Source organism: Ideonella azotifigens (assembly GCF_021043325.1).
Lineage (GTDB): Bacteria > Pseudomonadota > Gammaproteobacteria > Burkholderiales > Burkholderiaceae_C > Ideonella > Ideonella azotifigens.
Genome location: NZ_JAJNKD010000024.1, coordinates 76,850 through 97,047 on the forward strand (window position 1 = coordinate 76,850; position 20,198 = coordinate 97,047).

Genomic DNA, 20,198 nt, shown 5'->3' on the forward strand with positions numbered 1-20,198 from the left:
CCACGTTTCGCCTGACCCCAACGGCCCGTATGCAACCGCAGCGGGCCGTTCTCGTTTTCTGTGCTGCTGGTTGCGCCCACCTCCCTGGATGCACACCATGATGCTCAAGCACCCGCAGCAGAAGTACCGCGCTTTCGCCCCCATTGCCCTGCCTGATCGCCGCTGGCCCGATGCCCAGCTGACGCGGGCGCCCCAGTGGTGCAGCGTGGACCTGCGGGACGGCAACCAGGCGCTGATCGAGCCGATGGACCCGGCGCGCAAGCTGCGCATGTTCCAGACCCTGGTGCAGATCGGTTTCAAGCAGATCGAGGTGGGCTTCCCGTCAGCTTCGCAGGCGGACTTCGACTTTGTGCGCCTGCTGATCACGCAGAACCTGGTGCCGGACGACGTGACCATCCAGGTGCTGACGCAGGCACGCGACCACCTGATCTCGCGCACCTTCGAATCGCTTGTCGGTGCGAAGAAGGTGGTAGTGCACCTCTACAACGCGGTGGCGCCAGTGATGCGCCGCGTGGTGCTGGGGCTGGACGAGGACGGCGTGGTCGACCTGGCCGTGACCCATGCGGCCATGATCCGCGACATGGCAGCCAGGCAGCCCGGCACCGAATGGACCTTCGAGTATTCGCCGGAGATGTTCTCGAACACCGACCTGCATTTCAGCAAGCGCATCGTCGACGCCGTGACGGCCACTTGGGCGCCGACACCGACACGCCCTTGCATCGTCAACCTGCCGTCCACGGTCGAATGCTCGACGCCCAACCAGTTCGCCGACATGATCGAGTGGATGCATCGGCAGCTGGAACGGCGCGATGCCATCGTGTTGTCGGTGCATCCGCACAATGACCGCGGCACCGGGACGGCGGCCGCCGAGTTGGCGTTGATGGCTGGCGCCGACCGCCTCGAAGGCTGCCTGTTCGGCAACGGTGAGCGCACCGGCAACCTGGACCTGGTCAACGTTGCGCTGAATCTCTACACCCAGGGCGTGTCGCCAGGCCTGGACTTCTCCGACATCGACGCGATCCGCCGCACGGTCGAGCATTGCAACCAGTTGCCGGTGCATCCTCGCCATCCGTACGTGGGCGACCTGGTCTACACCTCGTTCTCTGGTTCGCACCAGGACGCGATCAAGAAGGCCTTTGCCGCCCGCAAGGACGGCGAGATCTGGGACATGCCCTACCTGCCGGTGGATCCGAAGGACCTGGGCCGCAGCTACGAGGCGGTGATCCGCGTCAACAGCCAGTCCGGCAAGGGCGGCATTGCCTATTTGCTGGAGTCGGATTACGGGCTGGAACTGCCGCGCCGGCTGCAGATCGAGTTCAGCCAGGTGGTGCAGGCAGTGATGGACATCGACGGCAAGGAGTTGGGCTCGGACGACTTGTGGGCATTGTTCGCCAAGGAATACCGTCCCGAGCAGGCGCAACTGGCGCGGGTCGAGATCCAGGAGCAGGAACTGGGCGCGGGCGGGCAGGGTGCAGACGTCAGCGTGCGCGCCCAGTGGCAGCAGGGTGGGCAGGTGCGCGAGGTGCATGGCCGCGGCAACGGGCCGCTGGCGGCGTTTGTCGCCGGCGTGCAGGCGGCGACCGGGGTTTCGGTCGAGGTGCTCGATTACCATGAACATGCGTTGAGCGGCGGTGCCGAGGCCCGCGCGGTGGCCTACCTGGAACTGCGCGTGGGCGGAGAGCGCACACTGTTCGGCGTGGGCATGGACGCCAACCTGGTCAATGCATCGATGAAGGCAGTGCTCAGTGGCGTGCAGCGTGCGCTGGGCGAGTCGCGTGACACGGCCACAAAGGTCGAGGAAATCTCTGTATGACTGACAAACTGATCATTTTCGACACCACGCTGCGCGACGGCGAACAATCGCCCGGCGCCTCGATGACGCGCGACGAGAAGCTGCGCATCGCACGCCAGTTGGAGCGGCTGAAGGTGGACGTGATCGAGGCCGGCTTCCCGGCGGCGTCGCATGGCGACTTCGAAGCCGTGCACACCATCGCCAGCCACATCAAGGACTCGGTGATCTGCGGGCTGGCCCGCGCCAACGACCGGGACATCGCGCGCGCGGCAGAGGCCGTGGCGCCGGCGCCGCGCAGCCGCATCCACACCTTCATTGCAACCAGTGCGCTGCACATGGAGAAGAAGCTGCGCATGACGCCGGAACAGGTGCTGGAGCAGGCGACGCAGGCGGTGCGCTTTGCGCGCAACCTGTGCGGCGACATCGAGTTTTCGCCCGAGGATGGCTACCGCTCCGACCCGGACTTCCTGTGCCGCGTGATCGAAGCGGTGATCGCCGAGGGCGCGACCACGATCAACCTGCCCGACACCGTCGGCTACGCGATTCCCGAGCTGTACGGCCACTTCATCCGCCAACTGCGCGAGCGCATCCCGAATGCCGACAAGGCCATCTGGTCGGTGCACTGCCACAACGACCTGGGCATGGCGGTGGCCAATTCGCTGGCCGGCGTGAAGATTGGCGGTGCACGCCAGGTTGAATGCACCATCAACGGCCTGGGCGAGCGGGCGGGCAACTGTTCGCTGGAAGAAGTGGTGATGGCGGTGCGCACCCGCCGGGACTATTTCGGCCTGGACGTGGGCATCGACACCACGCAGATCGTGCCGGCCTCACGCATGGTCAGCCAGACCACCGGATTTGTCGTGCAGCCGAATAAGGCCGTGGTCGGCGCCAACGCCTTTGCCCATGCTTCGGGCATCCACCAGGACGGCGTGCTGAAGGCGCGTGACACCTACGAGATCATGCGCGCCGAGGATGTGGGCTGGGCCGCCAACAAGATCGTGCTGGGCAAGCTGTCCGGCCGCAATGCCTTCAAGCAGCGGCTGCAGGAACTGGGCGTGGCGCTGGAGTCGGAGACGGAAATCAATGCGGCGTTCGCCCGCTTCAAGGACCTGGCCGACCGCAAAAGCGAGATTTTCGACGAGGACATCATCGCGCTGCTGGGCGACGAAAGCGTCACCAGCATTCACGAGCACCACGGTTTCCTGTCGCTGTCGCAGCGCTCGGAAACCGGCGAGCGCCCGCACGCCAGGGTGGCTTTCACGATCGGCGACCGCGAGGTCGTTGCCGAGAGCCATGGCAACGGCCCGGTCGATGCAACGCTGAAGGCGATCGAATCCCAGATCGAAAGTGGCGCGGAAATGCTGCTTTATTCGGTCAATGCCATCACCTCGGGCAGCACAGAATCGCAGGGCGAAGTCACGGTGCGCCTGCAGTTGGGCGGCCGGGTGGTGAATGGTGTCGGGGCTGATCCGGACATCGTCGTGGCATCTGCCAAGGCGTATCTCTCGGCCCTGAACAAGCTTCACACCGGCGGTGATAGGGTGGCTGCGCAGGGCTGATCCCAGGTCCGATGGGCACTTGAGAAAGGGCATGCAAGTTTTTGATCTTGCGTGTCTTTTTGCTTTCCCATAGACTCGGGACAAAATCTGTAAGGCGCTCCCCGGCGTGCTTGCGAGAAGCAATCCGGGGGCCACTTTTTAGGGCGTTAGACGCTGCACCGATGAACAAGATTCGACTGAATGTGGTGCGAGCACTGGGTTTTGGCCTGGCGCTCGCCGTCAGCATCGCAGTGCCCGCCCAGGCCACCGCAGCTTCCGCTGCCAAAAAGGCATCTTCCTCCAGCGCAGTCAGCAAGGCGGCGAACAAGTCGTCAGCCGGCGCGGTGAGCAGTCGCAAGGTGGTGGCCAGCAAGGGCCGCGCGGCCCGGCCCACGCACGCTGTGGTCGCCACGCGCAAGACGGTCGCCAGCGTCACCCCGCCGGTCCGCTCGTTTGGCCAGCTCGCCGGCCTGCATGAAACCGAGGATCCGCTGGCGCTGAAGTCAGGCGTGGCCTTTGTGATGGACCAGGACACCAACGAGGTCCTGCTGAACAAGAATTCCCAGGCCGTCCTGCCGATCGCGTCCATCACCAAGCTGATGACCGCGATGGTGGTGACCGAGGCCAAGCTGCCGATGGACGAAGTGCTGACCATCACGCAGGACGATGTGGACACCGAAAAAGGCAGTTCCTCGCGCCTGAAGGTCGGCACTCAGCTGCCTCGCGGCGAAATGCTGCACCTGGCGCTGATGTCCTCGGAAAACCGGGCTGCGAATTCGCTGGGCCGCCACTACCCTGGCGGCCTGTCGGCCTTCGTCGGCGCGATGAATGCCAAGGCCAAGCTGCTGGGCATGATGGACACGCGTTACGTCGAGCCCACCGGCCTGTCGAGCCAGAACCAGTCCAGCGCACGCGATTTGGCAGCGCTGGTGAGCGCTGCTTCGCATGTGCCGCTGATCCGCGAACTGTCTACCTCGCCCGAGCATCAGGTCGCCATCGGCAACCGTCAACTGCAGTTCCACACCACCAACCGGCTGGTGCGCAACCCGGATTGGGACATTGGCGTGCAGAAGACCGGCTACATCAACGAGGCGGGCCAATGTCTTGTGATGCAGGCCCAGATGGCCGGCCGCAAGCTGATCATGGTGCTGCTGGATTCGGCCGGCAAGTATTCGCGCATCGGCGACGCCGAGCGCATCCGCAAGTGGGTGATGGCCAACCCGGCGCCACTGACCGCAAGCGTGCCGGTCACGCCAGCCGCAGGGCTGACTCGCGCAGCCGGCACTGCCGCGGCGACCGGTGCCGCCAGCCTGCTGCCTGCCACCACCGAAGTGCACGCCGCCAAGCCAGCCATCTGAGTTGCTTCCTCCCATGAAAAAAGCAGCCCGCGGGCTGCTTTTTTCATCACGCTCGGCAAGCGTGTTTCAGGGCACGCGGTGACCCAGTGCCCCGGAAATGGTGGCGGCAGTGGATTTGACCCGGTCCAGCCAGGATTCTTCCAGCCGGTCCGCTGGTGCCGAGATGGACAGGCCCGCCACCAGCTTGCCCTGGTCGTCGAAGATGCCGGCGGCCATGCAGCGCACGCCCAGTTCCAGTTCCTCGTCGTCGCGCGCGAGCGCATGCCGGCGCACCAGGTTCAGCTCACGCTCCAGCGCGCCTATCTCCGTCAGGCTGTTGCGCGTGTGGCCGGCCAGGCCGGTGCGGGTGGCATAGGCGCGCACACGCTGCGGGTCGTCGTAGGCCAGGAAGAGTTTGCCCACGGAGGTGAGGTGCAGCGGCGCCCGGCCGCCGACGGCGCGCACGACCTGCATGCCTGAGCGCTCGCTGTAGGTCCGCTCGATGTAGACGATCTCGTCGCCCTGGCGCACCGAGAGGTTGACCGGCTGGTGGGTGAGCTTGTGCAACTCGCGCATCGGGCCGAGCGCCGCGTCGCGCACGTCCAGCCGGGCCTTGACCAGGTTGCCCAGTTCCAGCAGCCGCATGCCCAGCCGGTAGCTGCCGGCTTCGGGTCGGTCGACCAGGCGGCCTGCTGCCAAGTCGTTCAGGATGCGGTGCGCGGTGGACGGGTGCAGTCCCGTGCGCTCGCTCAAATCCTTCAGCGGCACCGGGTCCTGGTGCGCGGCCAGCACGTCCAGCAGCGAAAAAGCCCGTGCCAGCACCTGGATGCTGGGCGTGTTGGGATCTTTTTTGGTCATGGCGAAGCAGCGTGGATCTGCTGCCATTTTTGCATGGCGAAATGCCTGGCGGGAAGATGGCTGCGAAATCGCCGTGACGCGAGCGTCATGTTTCAGCTGGTGATGAGCGCGCGTGCCGCCGCCAAGCCGGACCTCACTGCGCCTTCCAGCGTGGCCGGATACGGGCCGGCCACGTGGTCACCCGCCACGCGCAGCCCGGGCAGGGGATCTGCCGACGGTCGCTGCAGCGCGGGCGTGCAGGCAAAAGTGGCACGTTTCTCGGCGCGCACGGCCACCAGCTCGACCTGCGCATCGTCCCAGTCGAATTCAGATCGACCGGCAAATGCCTGCGCCAACTGGCGCCGAACCGCGGCGACCGTGGTTGGCAGCCCTTGCGCCACCCAAGGCGCTGCACCGCTGATGACCAGTGCGAGCGTGTTTGCCGGCCCGCCCAGCGCGCCCAGGTCAAAGCCGAACTGTGCCGGCGCCTGCGCGTCGGCCTGCAAGGCCAGCATGGGCTCCGGCCAGGCGCGGTGCGCCGGGTTTCGCAGCCAGACCGTGACGATGGGTTCGTAGCGCAGCGCTTGCGCGGTCTCGGCCCAGTCGGGTGCATGCGGGGCCAGCAGCCGGCCGGCTTCGTTGGCGCTGCAGGCCAGCACCACGCCTTGCACATCGTCCTGCCCTTCATCGGTCCGCACTTGCCAACCTTCGGCCAGGCGGTGCAGCTGCTGCACGCGTGCGCCAGGCCGCCATTCGGTGCCACGCTGCTGCAGCCAGGCCAGCGCCGGGTCTGGCAGCAGGGCTTGCAGCGGCGCTGTCGGCAGCAGCAGGTCGGCACTGCCGCGTGGGCCGAACAAGGCGTCTTTCAGCACTGTCAGCAGCACCTGCGCGCTGGCTTGGTCGGCAGGCGTGTTCAGCGCGGCCACGCAGAGTGGCTCGATCAGCGCCTGCATCACGCTCGCGGGCAGGCCGCGGCACAAGGCCTGCACTGTCAAAGAGGGGTCGCAGCGAAAGCCTTGCAGGCCCCAGCGGCTGGCTTGCAGCAGCAGCGCAACACGGTCACGCCAGGGCATTGTGCGCCAGCCCAGCACGCCGCGGGCGAAGGACAGCAGCGCAGGGCCGGGCGGCAGCACCAGGCCGCTGCCGTCCGGGTAGCGCAGCGTCAGCGGGCTGCGGTGCAGCAGGTGTTCGGGCGACGCGCCCACGCGGCGCATCAGTGCCAGCGTGTCGCGGTAGGCGCCAATCAGGATGTGCTGGCCGTTGTCCAGCAGCAAATCGCCCTGCGCCAGCGAACGAGCCCGGCCGCCGGGTTGATGCGCCATGTCCAGCAGCAGCACCTGGCGACCGGCGGCGCAGAGCTCGACGGCGGCGGCCAGCCCGGCCCAGCCGGCACCGATCACCGCGACACGCGCCGCCTGGGTGCTCATCGACCGCGGAGATGCGTGCGCGCGGCGATCCACAGCTTGCGCACCGGCGTCAGCGAAATGCGCTGGTGCAGCACCTGGAAGTTCTCGCGTTCGATCTCGCGCAGCAGCGTGCGGTAGATGTTGGCCATCATCAGCCCGGGCTTTTGCGCGGCGCGGTCGGCCTCGGGCAGCAACGCCATCGCTTCGTCGTAGCAGCGGTGCGCGCGTTCGGCCTGGAAGTGCATCAGCGCGGTGAAGCGCTCGCTGTAGCCCCAGGGCGCGTCGCGCTTGAGCAGTTCGTGCGCTTTCACGTCGAACTGCTGCAGCTCGCTGATCGGCAGATAGATGCGGCCTCGGCGTGCGTCGTCACCCACGTCGCGGATGATGTTGGTCAGCTGCATCGCCAGGCCCAGCTTGTGCGCATAGGCCACGGTGCTGTCCTGCGTGCGGCCGAAGATGCTGCAGGCGACTTCGCCGACCACGCCAGCCACCAGGTGGCAGTAGCGCTGCAGGCCGGGGTAGTCCAGGTAGCGGCTTTGCTCCAGGTCCATCTGGCAGCCTTCGATCACCGCGTCCAGGTGCCGGGCTTCGATGCCGTAGGCCTTTGCCAGCGGCATCAGCGCCTGCATCACGGGGTGGCTGGGCTGGCCGGCGAAGCTCTGTGCAACTTCACGCTGCCACCAGGCCAGCTTGATTGCAGCGACTTGTGGGTCCTGCACCTCGTCGACCACGTCGTCCACCTCGCGGCAGAAGGCGTAGAACGCGGTGATGGCGGCGCGGCGCTCGGGCGGCAGGAACAGGAAGGCGTAATAGAACGAGGAGCCGCTGGCGGCAGCCTTTTCTTGCACGTATTGCTGAGGCGTCGTCATGCGGGCAGCGCGAGTGAAGGGCGGGGCCGGGGCATGCGCAGCGCGCGCCACAGCAGTGGCAGCGCATCGGAGCGGCGCAGCTTGGGGCGCTGCGTCAATGTTTGGTGATGCATGGCGTCGATTTTCTCAAGAATGCGCAGCCCACCTTGCACCACCAGACGCAATTCCCAGCCTGCGCGGCCCGGAAGCCGGTGCACCAGCGGCGCGCCTTGCAGCATCAGCGCACGGGCCCAGTCGCACAGCTCGCACACCATTGCTTGTGCTGCCGGGCCGGCTTGCAGTCGATCTGCCTGCAAGCCGTGCCGTGCCAGATCGCTGGCCGGCAGGTAGCAGCGGCCGCGTGGCAGGTCCACGCTGAGGTCTTGCCAGAAGTTGATCAACTGCAGGGCGCTGCAGACGGCGTCGGACTGCGCGAGGGCAGCGGCGTCGTCGACGTGATGCAGGTGCAGCAGCAGGCGGCCCACCGGGTTGGCGGACAGGCGGCAGTAGCCGAGCAAGGCCTCGCGGTGGGCATAGGCCGGGTTGGCCACGTCGCAGAGGAAGGCGGCCAACAGGTCGTCGAGTAACGCATGCGGCAGCGCGTGCTGTTGCATGGCCTGCTGAAGCGGCCCGAAGATGTGTGCCCAGCGCGTGGCCGGCGGTTCACCGCAGGCCACGCGCTGCAACTCGGCACGGTAAGCCTGCAGTTCAGCGCGCCGGCTTTCGGTTGGCAGGTCGCCTTCGTCGGCAATGTCGTCGCCGGTGCGGGCGAACCAGTAGATGGCCGCGATCGGCGGCCGCAGCTTCGGTGGGCACAGCCACGAGGCGACGGGAAAGTTTTCGTAGTGGTCGACGCTCACAGCGCGGCATTGTCCATGCGCGCCGAGGCACGGCCGCGTCAAATCTTGCGACGCTCCGGTGCCCGCCGGGTGGCGACATGCGATTGACGCTGGCGGGCAGAGCTTCTACATTACTGACCAGTCAGTCATTAGCGGCGTGTGGTCACCTGAAGAGGGGCCGCTCGCCTTGTCCTGTTTCCCGTTGCACCTGGATCGCTCCGCCATGCAAACACAACGAGTCGCCGCGATGTTGGCAGCCCTGGCCCTGCTGGGGCTGGCCGCCTGTTCCAAACAAGAAGCGCCGCCGGAGCCGGTGCGCGCCGTGCGCACGATGAAGGTGAACGATGGCAGCGCGCGCAGCAGCCGCGACTACGCCGCCGAGATCCGCGCCCGCACCGAATCGCAGCTTGGCTTTCGCGTGGGTGGCAAGCTGCAGAGCCGGCCGGTGAACCTGGGCGACACGGTGCGCCGCGGCCAGGTGCTGGCGCAGCTGGACCCGCAGGACCTGCAACTCGGCCAGGCTTCGGCCCAGGCCGCGCTGATGGCGGCGCAGAGCAGCTTCACGCAGGCAGACGCGGACCTGAAGCGATACCGGGAGCTGCGCGCCAAGGGTTTCATCGGCGAAGCTGAGCTGGAAAAGCATGACCTGGCCCAGAAGACCGCCCAGGCGCAACTGGATCAGGCCAAGGCCCAGATGAGCGTGCAGCGCAACCAGACCGGCTACGCCAGCCTGGCGGCCGAAGCTTCGGGCGTGATCACCGCGGTGTCCGCCGAGCCGGGGCAGGTGCTGGCCGCTGGTACGGCTGTGGTGCGGCTGGCGCATGACGGCCCGCGCGATGCGGTGTTCACTGTGCCGGAGGACCGCATCGGCGAATTCCGTGCGCTGATCGGCAAGACCGGTGGTGTCGCGCTGCAGGCCTGGGGTGCCAACGAGTCCGCGCCAGCCACCATCCACGAGGTGGCTGCGGCGGCGGACAGCACGACACGCACCTTCCAGGTCAAGGCCGACATCGGCAACGCGCCGCTGCGGCTGGGGCAGACCGCCACCATCCGTGTGAACGGCACCGACCAAGCTGGCGTGATCCGCCTGCCCCTGTCGGCGCTGATCGAGCTGAAGGGCCAGAGCGCCGTGTGGCTGTTTGATGCCGCAGCCGGCACGGTTCGCCAGCAGGTGGTCAGTGTGTCCGGTGCGGATGGCAATACCGTCATCGTCACCGGCGGCCTGAAGGCAGGCGACGAGGTGGTCACTGCCGGCACGCATGTGCTCAATCCCGGCCAGAAGGTCAAACGCTATGCGGAGCCGGTTCCTGCCAGCGCGCCCGCGATGACGCCCGCACCGGCGGCGTCCCACTGAGCCCGGACCGCGAGGACACGCCGACATGAGCCAACAACAAGGCATACACCGCGAGCGCTTCAACATCTCGCGATGGGCGCTCGAGCATGCGCCGCTGACGCGCTACCTGATGATCGTGCTGCTGGTGCTGGGCGCCGTGGCCTATTTCCAGCTCGGGCAGGACGAGGACCCGCCGTTCACCTTCCGCGCGATGGTGGTCCAGTCCTTCTGGCCCGGCGCCTCGGCGCAGGAAATGGCCGAGCAGGTGACCGACAAGGTCGAGCGCACGCTGCAGGAAGTGCCGCACGCCGACATCATCCGCAGCTACACCAAGCCGGGCGAATCGCTCACCATCTTCCAGCTGCGCGACTCCACGCCCGGCAAGGACGTGACCGACACCTGGTACCAGGTGCGCAAGAAGGTCGGCGACATGCGCTCGACGCTGCCTTCGGGCGTGATCGGCCCGGTCTTCAACGACGACTTCGGCGACGTCTACGGTTCGATCTACGCGCTGTCGGCCGACGGCTTCTCGCCCGAGGAACTGCGCCAGCATGCCGAAACCGTGCGCGACCAATTGCTGCAGGTGCCCAATGTGGCCAAGGTGCAGCTGTTTGGCGTGCAGGCCGAGAAGCTGTTCGTCGAAATTCCGCAGCAGCGGCTGGCCCAGTTGGGGCTGGACCTGAACCAGGTCATTGCCCAGCTAGGCGCGCAGAACGCGGTCGAGAGCGCCGGGCTGATCGATGCCCGTAGCGAAAGTCTGCAACTGCGCGTGGCCGGCGCGCTGCAGTCGGTCGAACAGCTGCGGCAGATGCCGATTCGCGCGGTCAACCCGGCGACCGGGCAGGCCAGCTCGCTGCGCCTGGGCGACATTGCCGAGATCCGGCGCGACTACGTGGACCCGCCGGCCGTGAAGGTGCGCCACCAGGGGCAGCAGGTCATTGCGCTGGGCGTGTCGATGACCAAGGGCGGCGACATCATCGAGCTGGGCAAGCAGCTCACCGCGCGCACCGGGCAAATCAAGGCCAATCTGCCGGTGGGCATCGAGCTCAGCCAGATCCAGAATCAGCCGGATGCCGTCACGCGCTCGGTGGGCGAGTTCGTGCATGTGTTGATCGAGGCCGTGGTCATTGTGCTGTTGGTCAGTTTCCTCAGCCTGGGCCTGCATTTCAGGCCGCTGCGCGTGGACATCTGGCCGGGCATGGTGGTGGCCATCACCATCCCGCTGGTGCTGGCGATCACCTTCGTGACGATGTACTACTGGGGCGTGGGCCTGCACAAGATCTCGCTGGGCTCGCTGATCATCGCGCTGGGCCTGCTGGTGGACGACGCCATCATTGCCGTCGAGATGATGGTGCGCAAGCTGGAGGAGGGCTACGACCGCATGCACGCGGCCACCTTCGCCTACGAAGCCACCTCGATGCCGATGCTGACCGGCACATTGATCACCGCGGCTGGCTTCCTGCCCATCGGGCTGGCCAAGTCCTCGGTGGGTGAATACACCTTTGCGATCTTCGCAGTCACGGCCGCGGCGCTGCTGATCTCCTGGGTCGTCTCGGTCTACTTCGTGCCCTTCCTGGGCGCCTGGCTGCTGAAGACGCGCAAGGACCACCAGGCCGGCGAGGTGCACGAGCTGTTCGACACGCCGTTCTACCAGCGCTTCCGCTCGGTGGTGAACTGGTGCGTGGCGCACCGCTGGATCACCATCGGCTTGACGCTGCTGACCTTCGCGCTGGGCATCGTCGGCATGGGGCGGGTGCAGCAGCAGTTCTTCCCGGACTCCAGCCGCCCTGAAATCATGGTCGACCTGTGGCTGCCTGAAGGTGCCACGCAGATGGAGAGCGAGCGCGTGGCGCTGCGCTTCGAGCAACGCATCCGTACCGAGCCGGGCATGGAAGCCGTGACCGCCTGGATCGGCAGCGGCGTGCCGCGCTTCTACCTGCCGCTGGATCAGGTCTTCCCGCAGACCAATGTCAGCCAGTTCATCCTGTTGCCCAAGGACCTGGCGACGCGCGAGGCGCTGCGCAAGCGCCTGCCCGAGCTGCTGGCCGCCGAATTCCCGGAGGTGCGTGGCCGCGTGAAGCTGCTGCCCAACGGCCCGCCGGTGCCGTATCCGGTGCAGTTCCGCGTGATGGGGGATGACGCGGCGCAGGTGCGCATCTGGGCCGACCAGGCCAAGGCGCAGCTGATGGCCAACCCGAACATGCGCGGCGTGAACGACAACTGGAACGAGCGCGTCAAGTCGCTGCGCCTGGACGTGGACCAGGACAAGGCCCGCGCGCTGGGCGTGACCAGCCAGTCGATTGCCCAGGCCACGCGCATGCGCCTGTCCGGCACCACCATCGGCCAGTATCGCGAGGAAGACCGGTTGATCGACATCGTGCTGCGCCAGCCGCTGGCAGAGCGTCAGGCGGTCACCGATCTGGGCAGTGCCTACGTCTCGACCAGTTCGGGCCGGTCCATTCCGCTGACGCAGATCGCCAAGGTCAGCTATGGCTGGGAGCCTGGCGTGATGTGGCGGGAAGGGCGCAAATTCGCCATCACCGTGCAGGGCGACGTGGCCGAGGGTTTGCAGGGTGCATCGGTCAGCAACCAGCTCTGGCCTGAACTGCAGAAGTTGCAGGCGCGCATGCCGCCTGGCATGCAGATCGAGGTCGCTGGTGCCGTTGCGGAAAGTTCCAAAGGTTCTTCCTCGATCATGGCCGGAATGCCGCTGATGGCCTTCCTGATGCTCACGCTGCTGATGCTGCAACTCCACAGCTTCCAGCGCGCGATGCTGGTGGTACTGACCGCGCCCCTGGGCATTGCTGGCGTGGCCGGGGCGCTGCTGCTGCTGAACCGGCCGTTCGGCTTCGTTGCACTGCTGGGTTTCATCGCGCTGGTGGGCATGATCATGCGCAATTCGGTGATCCTGATCGACCAGATCGAGCAGGACAGGGCGCGCGGCGTGCCGACATGGAACGCCATCGTCGACTCGGCGGTGCGGCGTTTCCGGCCCATCGTGCTGACCGCCGCAGCGGCGGTGCTGGCGATGATCCCGCTGTCGCGCAGCCCATTCTGGGGGCCGATGGCGGTGGCCATCATGGGCGGTTTGATCGTCGCGACGGTGCTGACGCTGCTGGCGCTGCCGGCCATGTACGCGGCCTGGTTCCGCGTGCGCCAGGAAGACGTGCCGCCGGTGGCGGCGGCCTGAAGAAAGCCTTCCATCGTGGAAAACCCCGGCGCCTGCCGGGGTGCTTTTCGACGAAGTTTGAGGCGAGCTGTCAAAGTCCGCTTCGCAGCCCGATAGAATGCGCGGTTTACCGGTTCGCCTGAGGCGGGCCGTTCCTGGGGTCTTCGTCAGGTCAGGTCGGGTTTTTTCCCGGCGCCTGCAGAAAAACCTTCAAGGATCGGCCGGTCTCGACGCAGTAGTCAGGCAGGCCGGCAGCCCGGCGCGGGTGGTGTGAAGTCAAGGCTTCATCCGCTTGCTACGGGCGCACGCCGCGCGGGTGGCGAAATTGGTAGACGCACCAGGTTTAGGTCCTGACGCCTTCACGGGCGTGCCGGTTCGAGTCCGGCCCCGCGCACCAGCCCAGACTACGCAACAGCACACGCAACATCAGAGTTCGCATCATGGCAGTCAACGTTGAAACCCTCGAAAAGCTCGAACGCCGCATCACTTTGACGCTGGCGGCCTCCGAGATCGCGACCGAAGTCGATTCGCGCCTGAAGAAGCTGGCCCGCACGGTCAAGGCCGACGGCTTCCGTCCCGGCAAGGTGCCGATGTCCGTCGTGGCCCAGCGCTACGGCTACTCGGTGCAGTACGAAGTCATGAACGACAAGCTGGGTCAGGCCTTCTCGCAAGCCGCGAACGAAGCCCAGCTGCGCGTCGCCGGCACGCCCAACATCACCCAGAAGGACGAAGCGCCGGAAGGCACGATGGCCTTCGATGCCACCTTCGAGGTTTATCCGGAAGTCAAGCTGGGCGACCTGAGCGCCGCCGAAGTCGAGCGCGTCAGCGCCGACGTGGACGAAGCTGCGATCGACAAGACCGTGGACATCCTGCGCAAGCAGCGCCGCACCTTCGCCCAGCGCCCGGCAGACCAGTACGCCGAAGCCGGTGATCGCGTGACCATCGACTTCGAAGGCAAGATCGACGGTGAGCCCTTCCAGGGCGGCAAGGCCGAAGCCTTCCAGTTCCTGGTCGGCGAAGGCCAGATGCTGGAGCAGTTCGACGCAGCCGTGCGTGGCATGAAGGTCGGCGAGTCCAAGACTTTCCCGCTGCAGTTCCCGGCCGACTACCACGGCCAGGACGTGGCCGGCAAGGAAGCCGACTTCATGGTCACCATGAAGAAGATCGAGTCGCAGAACCTGCCCGAAGTGAACGACGAGTTCGCCAAGTCGCTGGGCATTGAAGCCGGCACGGTCGAAGGCCTGCGCGCCGATGTGAAGAAGAACCTGGAACGCGAAGTCAAGTTCCGCGTGCTGGCTCGCAACAAGGCCGCCGTGATGGACGCACTGGTCAAGGTGGCCGAACTGGACCTGCCGAAGGCCCTGGTCGACTCCGAAGTCGAGCGACTGACGGAAGGCGCCCGTGCCGACCTGAAGCAGCGCGGCGTGAAGGACGCGGACACTGCGCCCATCCCTGCCGGCATTTTCACCGCCCAAGCCGAGAAGCGCGTGCGCCTGGGCCTGGTGGTGTCGGAGCTGGTGCGCTCGAACAACCTGCAAGCCAAGCCCGACCAACTGCAAGCGCACATCGAAGAGATGGCGCAAAGCTATGAAAAGCCGGCCGACGTGGTGCGCTGGTACCTGTCCGATCGCCAGCGCATGGCCGAAGTGGAAGCGGTTGTGATCGAAAACAACGTCACCAACTTCGTGCTGGGCCAGGCCAAGGTGACCGACAAGTCGCTGCCTTTCGACGAACTGATGACTGCCTAAGGGTTCGGCCCACTTCGGGCCTGATCCAATCGAAGCCCGACCACCCCTGGACGGGCTTTTTTTTGCCCGATCAGGGGCTTTACAGGGCGACATAATGACCCCATCTTTCCCCTGTTGCCCTACAGAAGGATTCTCATGAGCGCACTGGACACCCAGGCTCTCGGCATGGTGCCGATGGTCATCGAACAGTCGGGTCGCGGCGAACGCGCCTACGACATCTACTCGCGCCTGCTGCGCGAACGCATCATTTTCCTGGTGGGCCCGGTGAATGATCAAAGCGCCAACGTCGTCGTCGCCCAGTTGCTGTTCCTGGAAAGCGAAAATCCGGACAAGGACATTTCGTTCTACATCAACTCGCCGGGCGGCAGCGTCAGCGCCGGCATGTCGATCTTCGACACGATGCAGTTCATCAAGCCGGACGTCTCGACGCTGTGCATCGGCATGGCGGCCAGCATGGGCGCTTTCCTGATGGCCGCAGGCGCCAAGGGCAAGCGCTTCTCGCTGCCGAACAGCAAGATCATGATCCACCAGCCGCTGGGTGGCACGCAAGGCCAGGCGACTGACATCGAGATCCACGCCCGCGAGATCCTGAAGACCCGCGAGCAGTTGAACCGCATCCTCGCCGAGCGCACCGGCCAGTCGCTGGAAAAGATCCAGACCGACACGGAACGCGACTACTACATGAGCGCCCACGAGTCCAAGGCCTATGGCCTGATCGACCAGGTGCTGGACAAGCGGCCCTGATGCTCGCCAGGACGGTGGAAGCGCTGCATCCGCCGTCGGCGAGGCCGACGCGGCACCCGCCAGGCGCCGTCACTCGCCAAACAGGCCGCGCTGACGCTGAAGGAACCTCCGAAAGCCGGTGCTTTTCCGGCCAGAAGGGGTTCTGCCAGTTGTTCTATCATCCCCCTACGCTTTTTTCAGCACAGCCCAGGCTCTGACATCCATGCCCGACAAGAAAGGCGCCTCCGGCGAAAAGGTCCTCTACTGCTCTTTCTGCGGAAAGAGCCAGCACGAGGTCAAGAAGCTCATCGCCGGTCCTTCGGTGTTCATCTGCGATGAATGCATCGAACTGTGCAACGACATCATCCGCGACGAAGTCCCCGCGGAAACCGCACCCGGCAAGGCTGCCAAGTCGGACCTGCCGGTGCCGATGGAGATCAAGAGCAGCCTTGATCAGTACGTGATCGGCCAGGACGCCGCCAAGCGCATCCTGGCGGTAGCGGTCTACAACCACTACAAGCGCCTGAAGCACATGGGTGCCTCGAAGGACGAGGTCGAACTCTCCAAGAGCAACATCCTGCTGATCGGCCCGACGGGTTCCGGCAAGACGCTGCTGGCGCAGACGCTGGCGCGCCTGCTCAACGTGCCTTTCGTGATCGCTGACGCCACCACGCTGACCGAAGCCGGCTACGTGGGCGAAGACGTCGAGAACATCATCCAGAAGCTGCTGCAGAACTGCAATTACGACGTGGAGCGTGCGCAGCGCGGCATCGTCTACATCGATGAGATCGACAAGATTTCGCGCAAGGCCGACAACCCGTCGATCACGCGCGACGTGTCCGGCGAAGGCGTGCAGCAGGCGCTGCTGAAGCTGGTCGAAGGCACGATGGCCTCGGTGCCGCCGCAAGGCGGGCGCAAGCACCCGAACCAGGACTTCCTGCAGATCGACACGACCAACATCCTGTTCATCTGCGGCGGCGCGTTCGATGGCCTGGAGAAGGTCATCCAGCGCCGCACCGAGAAGTCAGGCATCGGCTTTGGTGCCACGGTGCACAGCAAGACCGAGAAGAAGGTCTCCGAAGTGTTCCGCGATGCAGAGCCGGAAGACCTGGTGCGCTTCGGCCTGATCCCCGAACTGGTCGGCCGCCTGCCGGTGGTGGCCACGCTGGGCGAACTGACCGAAGAAGCGCTGATGCAGATCCTGGTTGAGCCGAAGAATGCGCTGCTGAAGCAATACCAGAAGCTGTTCTCGATGGATGGCGTGGAACTCGAGATCCGCCCGTCCGCGCTCGCTGCCATCGCCCGCAAGGCGCTGGCCCGCAAGACCGGTGCGCGCGGCCTGCGGTCCATCATGGAGCAATCGCTGATCGACACCATGTTCGACCTGCCCACGCTGGATGGCGTGGCCAAGGTGGTGGTCGACGAGCACATCATCGAAGAAGGCGGCAAACCGCTGTTGGTCTACCGCGAACAGGCCAAGGCCAGCGCCTGAGAGCGCAGCCGCTCACCGCCGGGCCCCGCCTGATGAGCCCGGCTCCTTGCAAACAATCCCTCGAGCCCCATGTGGGTTCGAGAAAGTGAGGCATTCCATGTCAGGACATCCCATCCTTCCCTCGGAACCGATCACGTTGCCGCTGCTCCCGCTGCGCGACGTGGTGGTGTTCCCCCACATGGTCATCCCGCTGTTCGTTGGCCGTCCGAAGTCCATTAAGGCCCTGGAAGCCGCGATGGAGGCCGGCCGCCAGATCATGCTGGTCGCCCAGAAGGCGGCAGGCAAGGACGAACCGCGAGCCGAAGACCTGTTCGATGTGGGTTGCATTTCCAGCATCCTTCAGATGCTGAAGCTGCCGGACGGCACCGTGAAGGTGCTGGTCGAAGGCGTGCAGCGCGCCAACACCCGCGAAGTGACCGATGGCGAGGATCATTTCTCCGCCGAGGTCATGCCGATCGAGCCGGCCGGTGAGGCCTCGCCCGAGGTCGAGGCCCTGCGCCGCGCGGTGACGCAGCAGTTCGACCAGTACGTCAAGCTCAACAAGAAGATCCCGCCCGAGATCCTCACCTCGATCGCTGGCATCGACGATCCGGGCCGCCTGGCCGACACGATTGCCGCGCACCTGCCGTTGAAGCTGGAAGCCAAGCAGTCGGTGCTGGACCTGTTCGACGTGGCCAAGCGGCTGGAAAAGCTGCTGGAGCTGCTCGAGCATGAAGTCGACATCCTGCAGGTTGAAAAGCGCATCCGTGGCCGCGTCAAGCGCCAGATGGAGAAGAGCCAGCGCGAGTACTACCTGAACGAGCAGGTCAAGGCGATCCAGAAGGAACTGGGCGACGGCGAAGAAGGCGCCGACCTGGAAGAGCTGGAAAAGAAGATCACCGCTGCGCGCATGCCCAAGGAAGCGCGCAAGAAGGCAGACGCCGAGCTGAAGAAGCTCAAGCTGATGTCGCCGATGTCGGCCGAAGCCACGGTGGTGCGCAACTACCTGGACACGCTGATCGGCTTGCCGTGGAGCAAGAAGACCAAGATCAAGCACGACCTGGGCAATGCCGAGGAAGTGCTGAACGAGGACCACTACGGCCTGGAGAAAGTCAAGGATCGCATCCTTGAGTATCTTGCTGTCCAGCAACGGGTTGAAAAGGTCAAGGCGCCGATCCTGTGCCTGGTTGGCCCTCCTGGCGTCGGCAAGACCTCGCTGGGGCAGTCGGTGGCGCGTGCCACTGGGCGCAAGTTCGTCCGCATGGCGCTGGGCGGCGTGCGCGACGAGGCCGAGATCCGCGGGCATCGCCGCACCTACATCGGCTCGATGCCGGGCAAGGTGCTGCAAAGCCTGTCCAAGGTCGGCACGCGCAATCCGCTGTTCCTGCTCGACGAAATCGACAAGCTGGGCATGGACTTCCGTGGCGATCCGTCGTCGGCCCTGCTCGAAGTCTTGGACCCGGAGCAGAACCACACCTTCGGAGACCATTACATCGAGGTCGACTTCGACCTGTCGGATGTGATGTTCGTGGCGACCTCGAACTCGATGAACATTCCGCCGGCCCTGCTGGACCGGATGGAAGTGATCCGCCTGTCGGGTTACACCGAAGACGAGAAGCTGCACATCGCGCAGAAGTACTTGTTGCCCAAGCAGGCCAAGAACAACGGCGTGAAGGACGAGGAGATGGAAGTCGCCGAGTCCGCCATCCGCGGCATCATTCGCTACTACACGCGGGAAGCTGGTGTGCGCTCGCTGGAACGCGAGATCTCGAAGATCTGCCGCAAGGTGGTCAAGGGCATGCAGCTCAAGACCTACAGCGACAAGATGGTGGTCACCGATGAGAACCTGCATGAGTTCCTGGGCGTCCGCAAGTACGATTTCGGTCGCGCCGAGAAGGCCAACCAGGTCGGCCAGGTGGTGGGTCTTGCGTGGACCGAGGTGGGCGGCGATCTGCTGACCATTGAAGCCACCGCGATGCCGGGCAAGGGCAACATCATCCGCACCGGTTCGCTGGGCGATGTGATGAAGGAATCGGTCGAGGCTGCCCGCACGGTGGTGCGCAGTCGCGCGCGCCGCCTGGGCATCAAGGACGAGCTGTTCGAGAAGCGCGATGTGCACGTGCACGTGCCGGACGGGGCGACCCCGAAGGACGGCCCGAGCGCGGGCGCCGCGATGACGACGGCTTTCGTCTCCGCGCTGACCGGCATTCCGGTGCGCGCTGACGTGGCGATGACCGGCGAGATCACACTGCGCGGCGAGGTCACCGCCATTGGCGGGCTGAAGGAAAAACTGCTGGCAGCCCACCGTGGTGGCATCAAGCTGGTGATGATTCCGGAAGAGAACGTCAAGGACCTGCAGGACATCCCGGACAACGTGAAGAGCCATCTCGAGATCGTGCCGGTCCGCTGGATCGACAAGGTGCTGGAAGTGGCGTTGGAGAGGGCGCCCACGCCTTTGCCGGATGAAGAGCCGGTGGCGGCGACGCCCGCGGCTTCCAAGGACGGCACCGCAGCGACGAGTACCGACACGCTGCCTCATTGAAGCTGCGCGGAACCACGGATTGCCCCGGCACCCGTGTGTTCGAGCAAGAGGGCTGGACCGCAAGGTTCGGCCCTTTTTTGTGGGTGTTCCAGGCGATTGAATGGCTGCTGCAGAGCCCATCTGAAAATTTTGCGGGGCTTGCCGAAATCGCGAAAATCCTCCTATAATGAGAGCTTCCCTGATACGGAGCGCGGCGCAGAGAAATCAGCGCAGTGGCTGCAAAAAGCAGTGCGGCACCAACCGCTTGCTGGCAATCAGGGAAGCAGTGTTCCGAAAGGAGCCCATGCGGGAATAGCTCAGTTGGTAGAGCGCAACCTTGCCAAGGTTGAGGTCGCGAGTTCGAGTCTCGTTTCCCGCTCCAGATTTCCTTGATGAAGGGAAGCCCAGGCTTCCCTTTTTCGTCAGCGGGTCTCGGGGTTCTTGAAAGTACACTCACCTTCGGTGAAACGAAGGCGCGATAGCAAAGCGGTTATGCAACGGATTGCAAATCCGTCTAGTCCAGTTCGACTCTGGATCGCGCCTCCAGTCACGGAAGTCAATGCGGGAATAGCTCAGTTGGTAGAGCGCAACCTTGCCAAGGTTGAGGTCGCGAGTTCGAGTCTCGTTTCCCGCTCC

At 65.4% G+C, this 20,198-nt stretch carries 13 protein-coding genes and 4 tRNA genes; 13 read left to right on the forward strand and 4 right to left on the reverse strand.

Going from position 1 to position 20,198, the window contains the following annotated elements:
- Positions 1-100: 100 nt before the first annotated feature.
- The 3 genes from leuA to pbpG all read left to right on the forward strand — a co-directional run bounded on the left by leuA (position 101) and on the right by pbpG (position 4,688).
- Positions 101-1,813, forward strand: coding sequence for a 2-isopropylmalate synthase (leuA, locus tag LRH25_RS30425; RefSeq protein WP_141286798.1), 1,713 nt, complete (start codon positions 101-103; stop codon positions 1,811-1,813).
- Positions 1,810-3,351 carry a 2-isopropylmalate synthase gene (locus tag LRH25_RS30430; protein WP_141286793.1) on the forward strand — a complete coding sequence of 514 codons (1,542 nt, stop codon included), beginning with the start codon at positions 1,810-1,812 and terminating at the stop codon, positions 3,349-3,351. The genes leuA and LRH25_RS30430 overlap by 4 nt, the downstream gene beginning before the upstream one ends.
- Positions 3,352-3,512: 161 nt before the next feature.
- Positions 3,513-4,688: a D-alanyl-D-alanine endopeptidase gene (gene pbpG, locus LRH25_RS30435; RefSeq protein WP_141286794.1), complete on the forward strand. Its 1,176-nt coding sequence runs from the start codon at positions 3,513-3,515 to the stop codon at positions 4,686-4,688.
- Between the two features lie 66 nt (positions 4,689-4,754).
- On the opposite strand, the gene LRH25_RS30440 is transcribed toward pbpG, so the two are convergent.
- From LRH25_RS30440 to hpnC, 4 genes are all read right to left on the reverse strand, one after another.
- Positions 4,755-5,525: an IclR family transcriptional regulator gene (locus LRH25_RS30440; protein ID WP_141286795.1), complete on the reverse strand. Its 771-nt coding sequence runs from the start codon at positions 5,523-5,525 to the stop codon at positions 4,755-4,757.
- 92 nt (positions 5,526-5,617) lie between these two features.
- A complete protein-coding gene (hpnE, locus tag LRH25_RS30445) occupies positions 5,618-6,931 on the reverse strand; it encodes a hydroxysqualene dehydroxylase HpnE (protein WP_231013125.1) in 1,314 nt (437 codons plus the stop codon).
- Positions 6,928-7,779 (reverse strand): presqualene diphosphate synthase HpnD, encoded by an 852-nt coding sequence (hpnD, locus tag LRH25_RS30450; protein ID WP_141285045.1) that lies wholly within the window; start codon positions 7,777-7,779, stop codon positions 6,928-6,930. The genes hpnE and hpnD overlap by 4 nt, the downstream gene beginning before the upstream one ends.
- Positions 7,776-8,618, reverse strand: coding sequence for a squalene synthase HpnC (gene hpnC, locus LRH25_RS30455; protein ID WP_141285043.1), 843 nt, complete (start codon positions 8,616-8,618; stop codon positions 7,776-7,778). Before hpnC ends, hpnD begins: the two co-directional genes overlap by 4 nt.
- Positions 8,619-8,820: 202 nt before the next feature.
- Here hpnC and LRH25_RS30460 point away from each other — a divergent pair, with 202 nt between their 5' ends.
- The 10 genes from LRH25_RS30460 (at position 8,821) to LRH25_RS30505 (ending at position 20,196) form a co-directional block, all read left to right on the forward strand.
- Positions 8,821-9,951, forward strand: coding sequence for an efflux RND transporter periplasmic adaptor subunit (locus tag LRH25_RS30460; RefSeq protein WP_141285041.1), 1,131 nt, complete (start codon positions 8,821-8,823; stop codon positions 9,949-9,951).
- 25 nt (positions 9,952-9,976) lie between these two features.
- Positions 9,977-13,120 carry an efflux RND transporter permease subunit gene (locus LRH25_RS30465; RefSeq protein WP_141285039.1) on the forward strand — a complete coding sequence of 1,048 codons (3,144 nt, stop codon included), beginning with the start codon at positions 9,977-9,979 and terminating at the stop codon, positions 13,118-13,120.
- A gap of 289 nt (positions 13,121-13,409) precedes the next feature.
- Positions 13,410-13,496: transfer RNA gene (locus tag LRH25_RS30470), tRNA-Leu, on the forward strand.
- 43 nt (positions 13,497-13,539) lie between these two features.
- Positions 13,540-14,847 carry a trigger factor gene (tig, locus tag LRH25_RS30475; protein WP_141285037.1) on the forward strand — a complete coding sequence of 436 codons (1,308 nt, stop codon included), beginning with the start codon at positions 13,540-13,542 and terminating at the stop codon, positions 14,845-14,847.
- A gap of 135 nt (positions 14,848-14,982) precedes the next feature.
- Positions 14,983-15,591, forward strand: coding sequence for an ATP-dependent Clp endopeptidase proteolytic subunit ClpP (clpP, locus tag LRH25_RS30480; protein WP_141285035.1), 609 nt, complete (start codon positions 14,983-14,985; stop codon positions 15,589-15,591).
- A 202-nt stretch (positions 15,592-15,793) separates the two neighbouring features.
- Complete coding sequence (clpX, locus tag LRH25_RS30485; RefSeq protein ID WP_141285033.1) at positions 15,794-17,062, forward strand: ATP-dependent Clp protease ATP-binding subunit ClpX; 1,269 nt, start codon at positions 15,794-15,796, stop codon at positions 17,060-17,062.
- Positions 17,063-17,159: 97 nt separating this feature from the next.
- Complete coding sequence (lon, locus tag LRH25_RS30490) at positions 17,160-19,583, forward strand: endopeptidase La (RefSeq protein ID WP_141285031.1); 2,424 nt, start codon at positions 17,160-17,162, stop codon at positions 19,581-19,583.
- A 285-nt stretch (positions 19,584-19,868) separates the two neighbouring features.
- Positions 19,869-19,944 (forward strand) — tRNA-Gly (locus LRH25_RS30495).
- Positions 19,945-20,034: 90 nt separating this feature from the next.
- Positions 20,035-20,108: transfer RNA gene (locus LRH25_RS30500), tRNA-Cys, on the forward strand.
- 15 nt (positions 20,109-20,123) lie between these two features.
- A tRNA-Gly gene (locus LRH25_RS30505) sits at positions 20,124-20,196 on the forward strand.
- Positions 20,197-20,198 lie beyond the last annotated feature (2 nt).

Coding starts and splice junctions, on each gene's coding strand:
- clpX (WP_141285033.1), top strand. CDS start 15,794: ATGCCCGACAAGAAAGGCGCCTCCGGCGAAAAGGTCCTCTACTGCTCT.
- lon (WP_141285031.1), top strand. CDS start 17,160: ATGTCAGGACATCCCATCCTTCCCTCGGAACCGATCACGTTGCCGCTG.
- clpP (WP_141285035.1), top strand. CDS start 14,983: ATGAGCGCACTGGACACCCAGGCTCTCGGCATGGTGCCGATGGTCATC.
- pbpG (WP_141286794.1), top strand. CDS start 3,513: ATGAACAAGATTCGACTGAATGTGGTGCGAGCACTGGGTTTTGGCCTG.
- hpnD (WP_141285045.1), bottom strand. CDS start 7,779: ATGACGACGCCTCAGCAATACGTGCAAGAAAAGGCTGCCGCCAGCGGC.
- leuA (WP_141286798.1), top strand. CDS start 101: ATGCTCAAGCACCCGCAGCAGAAGTACCGCGCTTTCGCCCCCATTGCC.
- LRH25_RS30465 (WP_141285039.1), top strand. CDS start 9,977: ATGAGCCAACAACAAGGCATACACCGCGAGCGCTTCAACATCTCGCGA.
- LRH25_RS30430 (WP_141286793.1), top strand. CDS start 1,810: ATGACTGACAAACTGATCATTTTCGACACCACGCTGCGCGACGGCGAA.
- LRH25_RS30460 (WP_141285041.1), top strand. CDS start 8,821: ATGCAAACACAACGAGTCGCCGCGATGTTGGCAGCCCTGGCCCTGCTG.
- LRH25_RS30440 (WP_141286795.1), bottom strand. CDS start 5,525: ATGACCAAAAAAGATCCCAACACGCCCAGCATCCAGGTGCTGGCACGG.
- tig (WP_141285037.1), top strand. CDS start 13,540: ATGGCAGTCAACGTTGAAACCCTCGAAAAGCTCGAACGCCGCATCACT.
- hpnE (WP_231013125.1), bottom strand. CDS start 6,931: ATGAGCACCCAGGCGGCGCGTGTCGCGGTGATCGGTGCCGGCTGGGCC.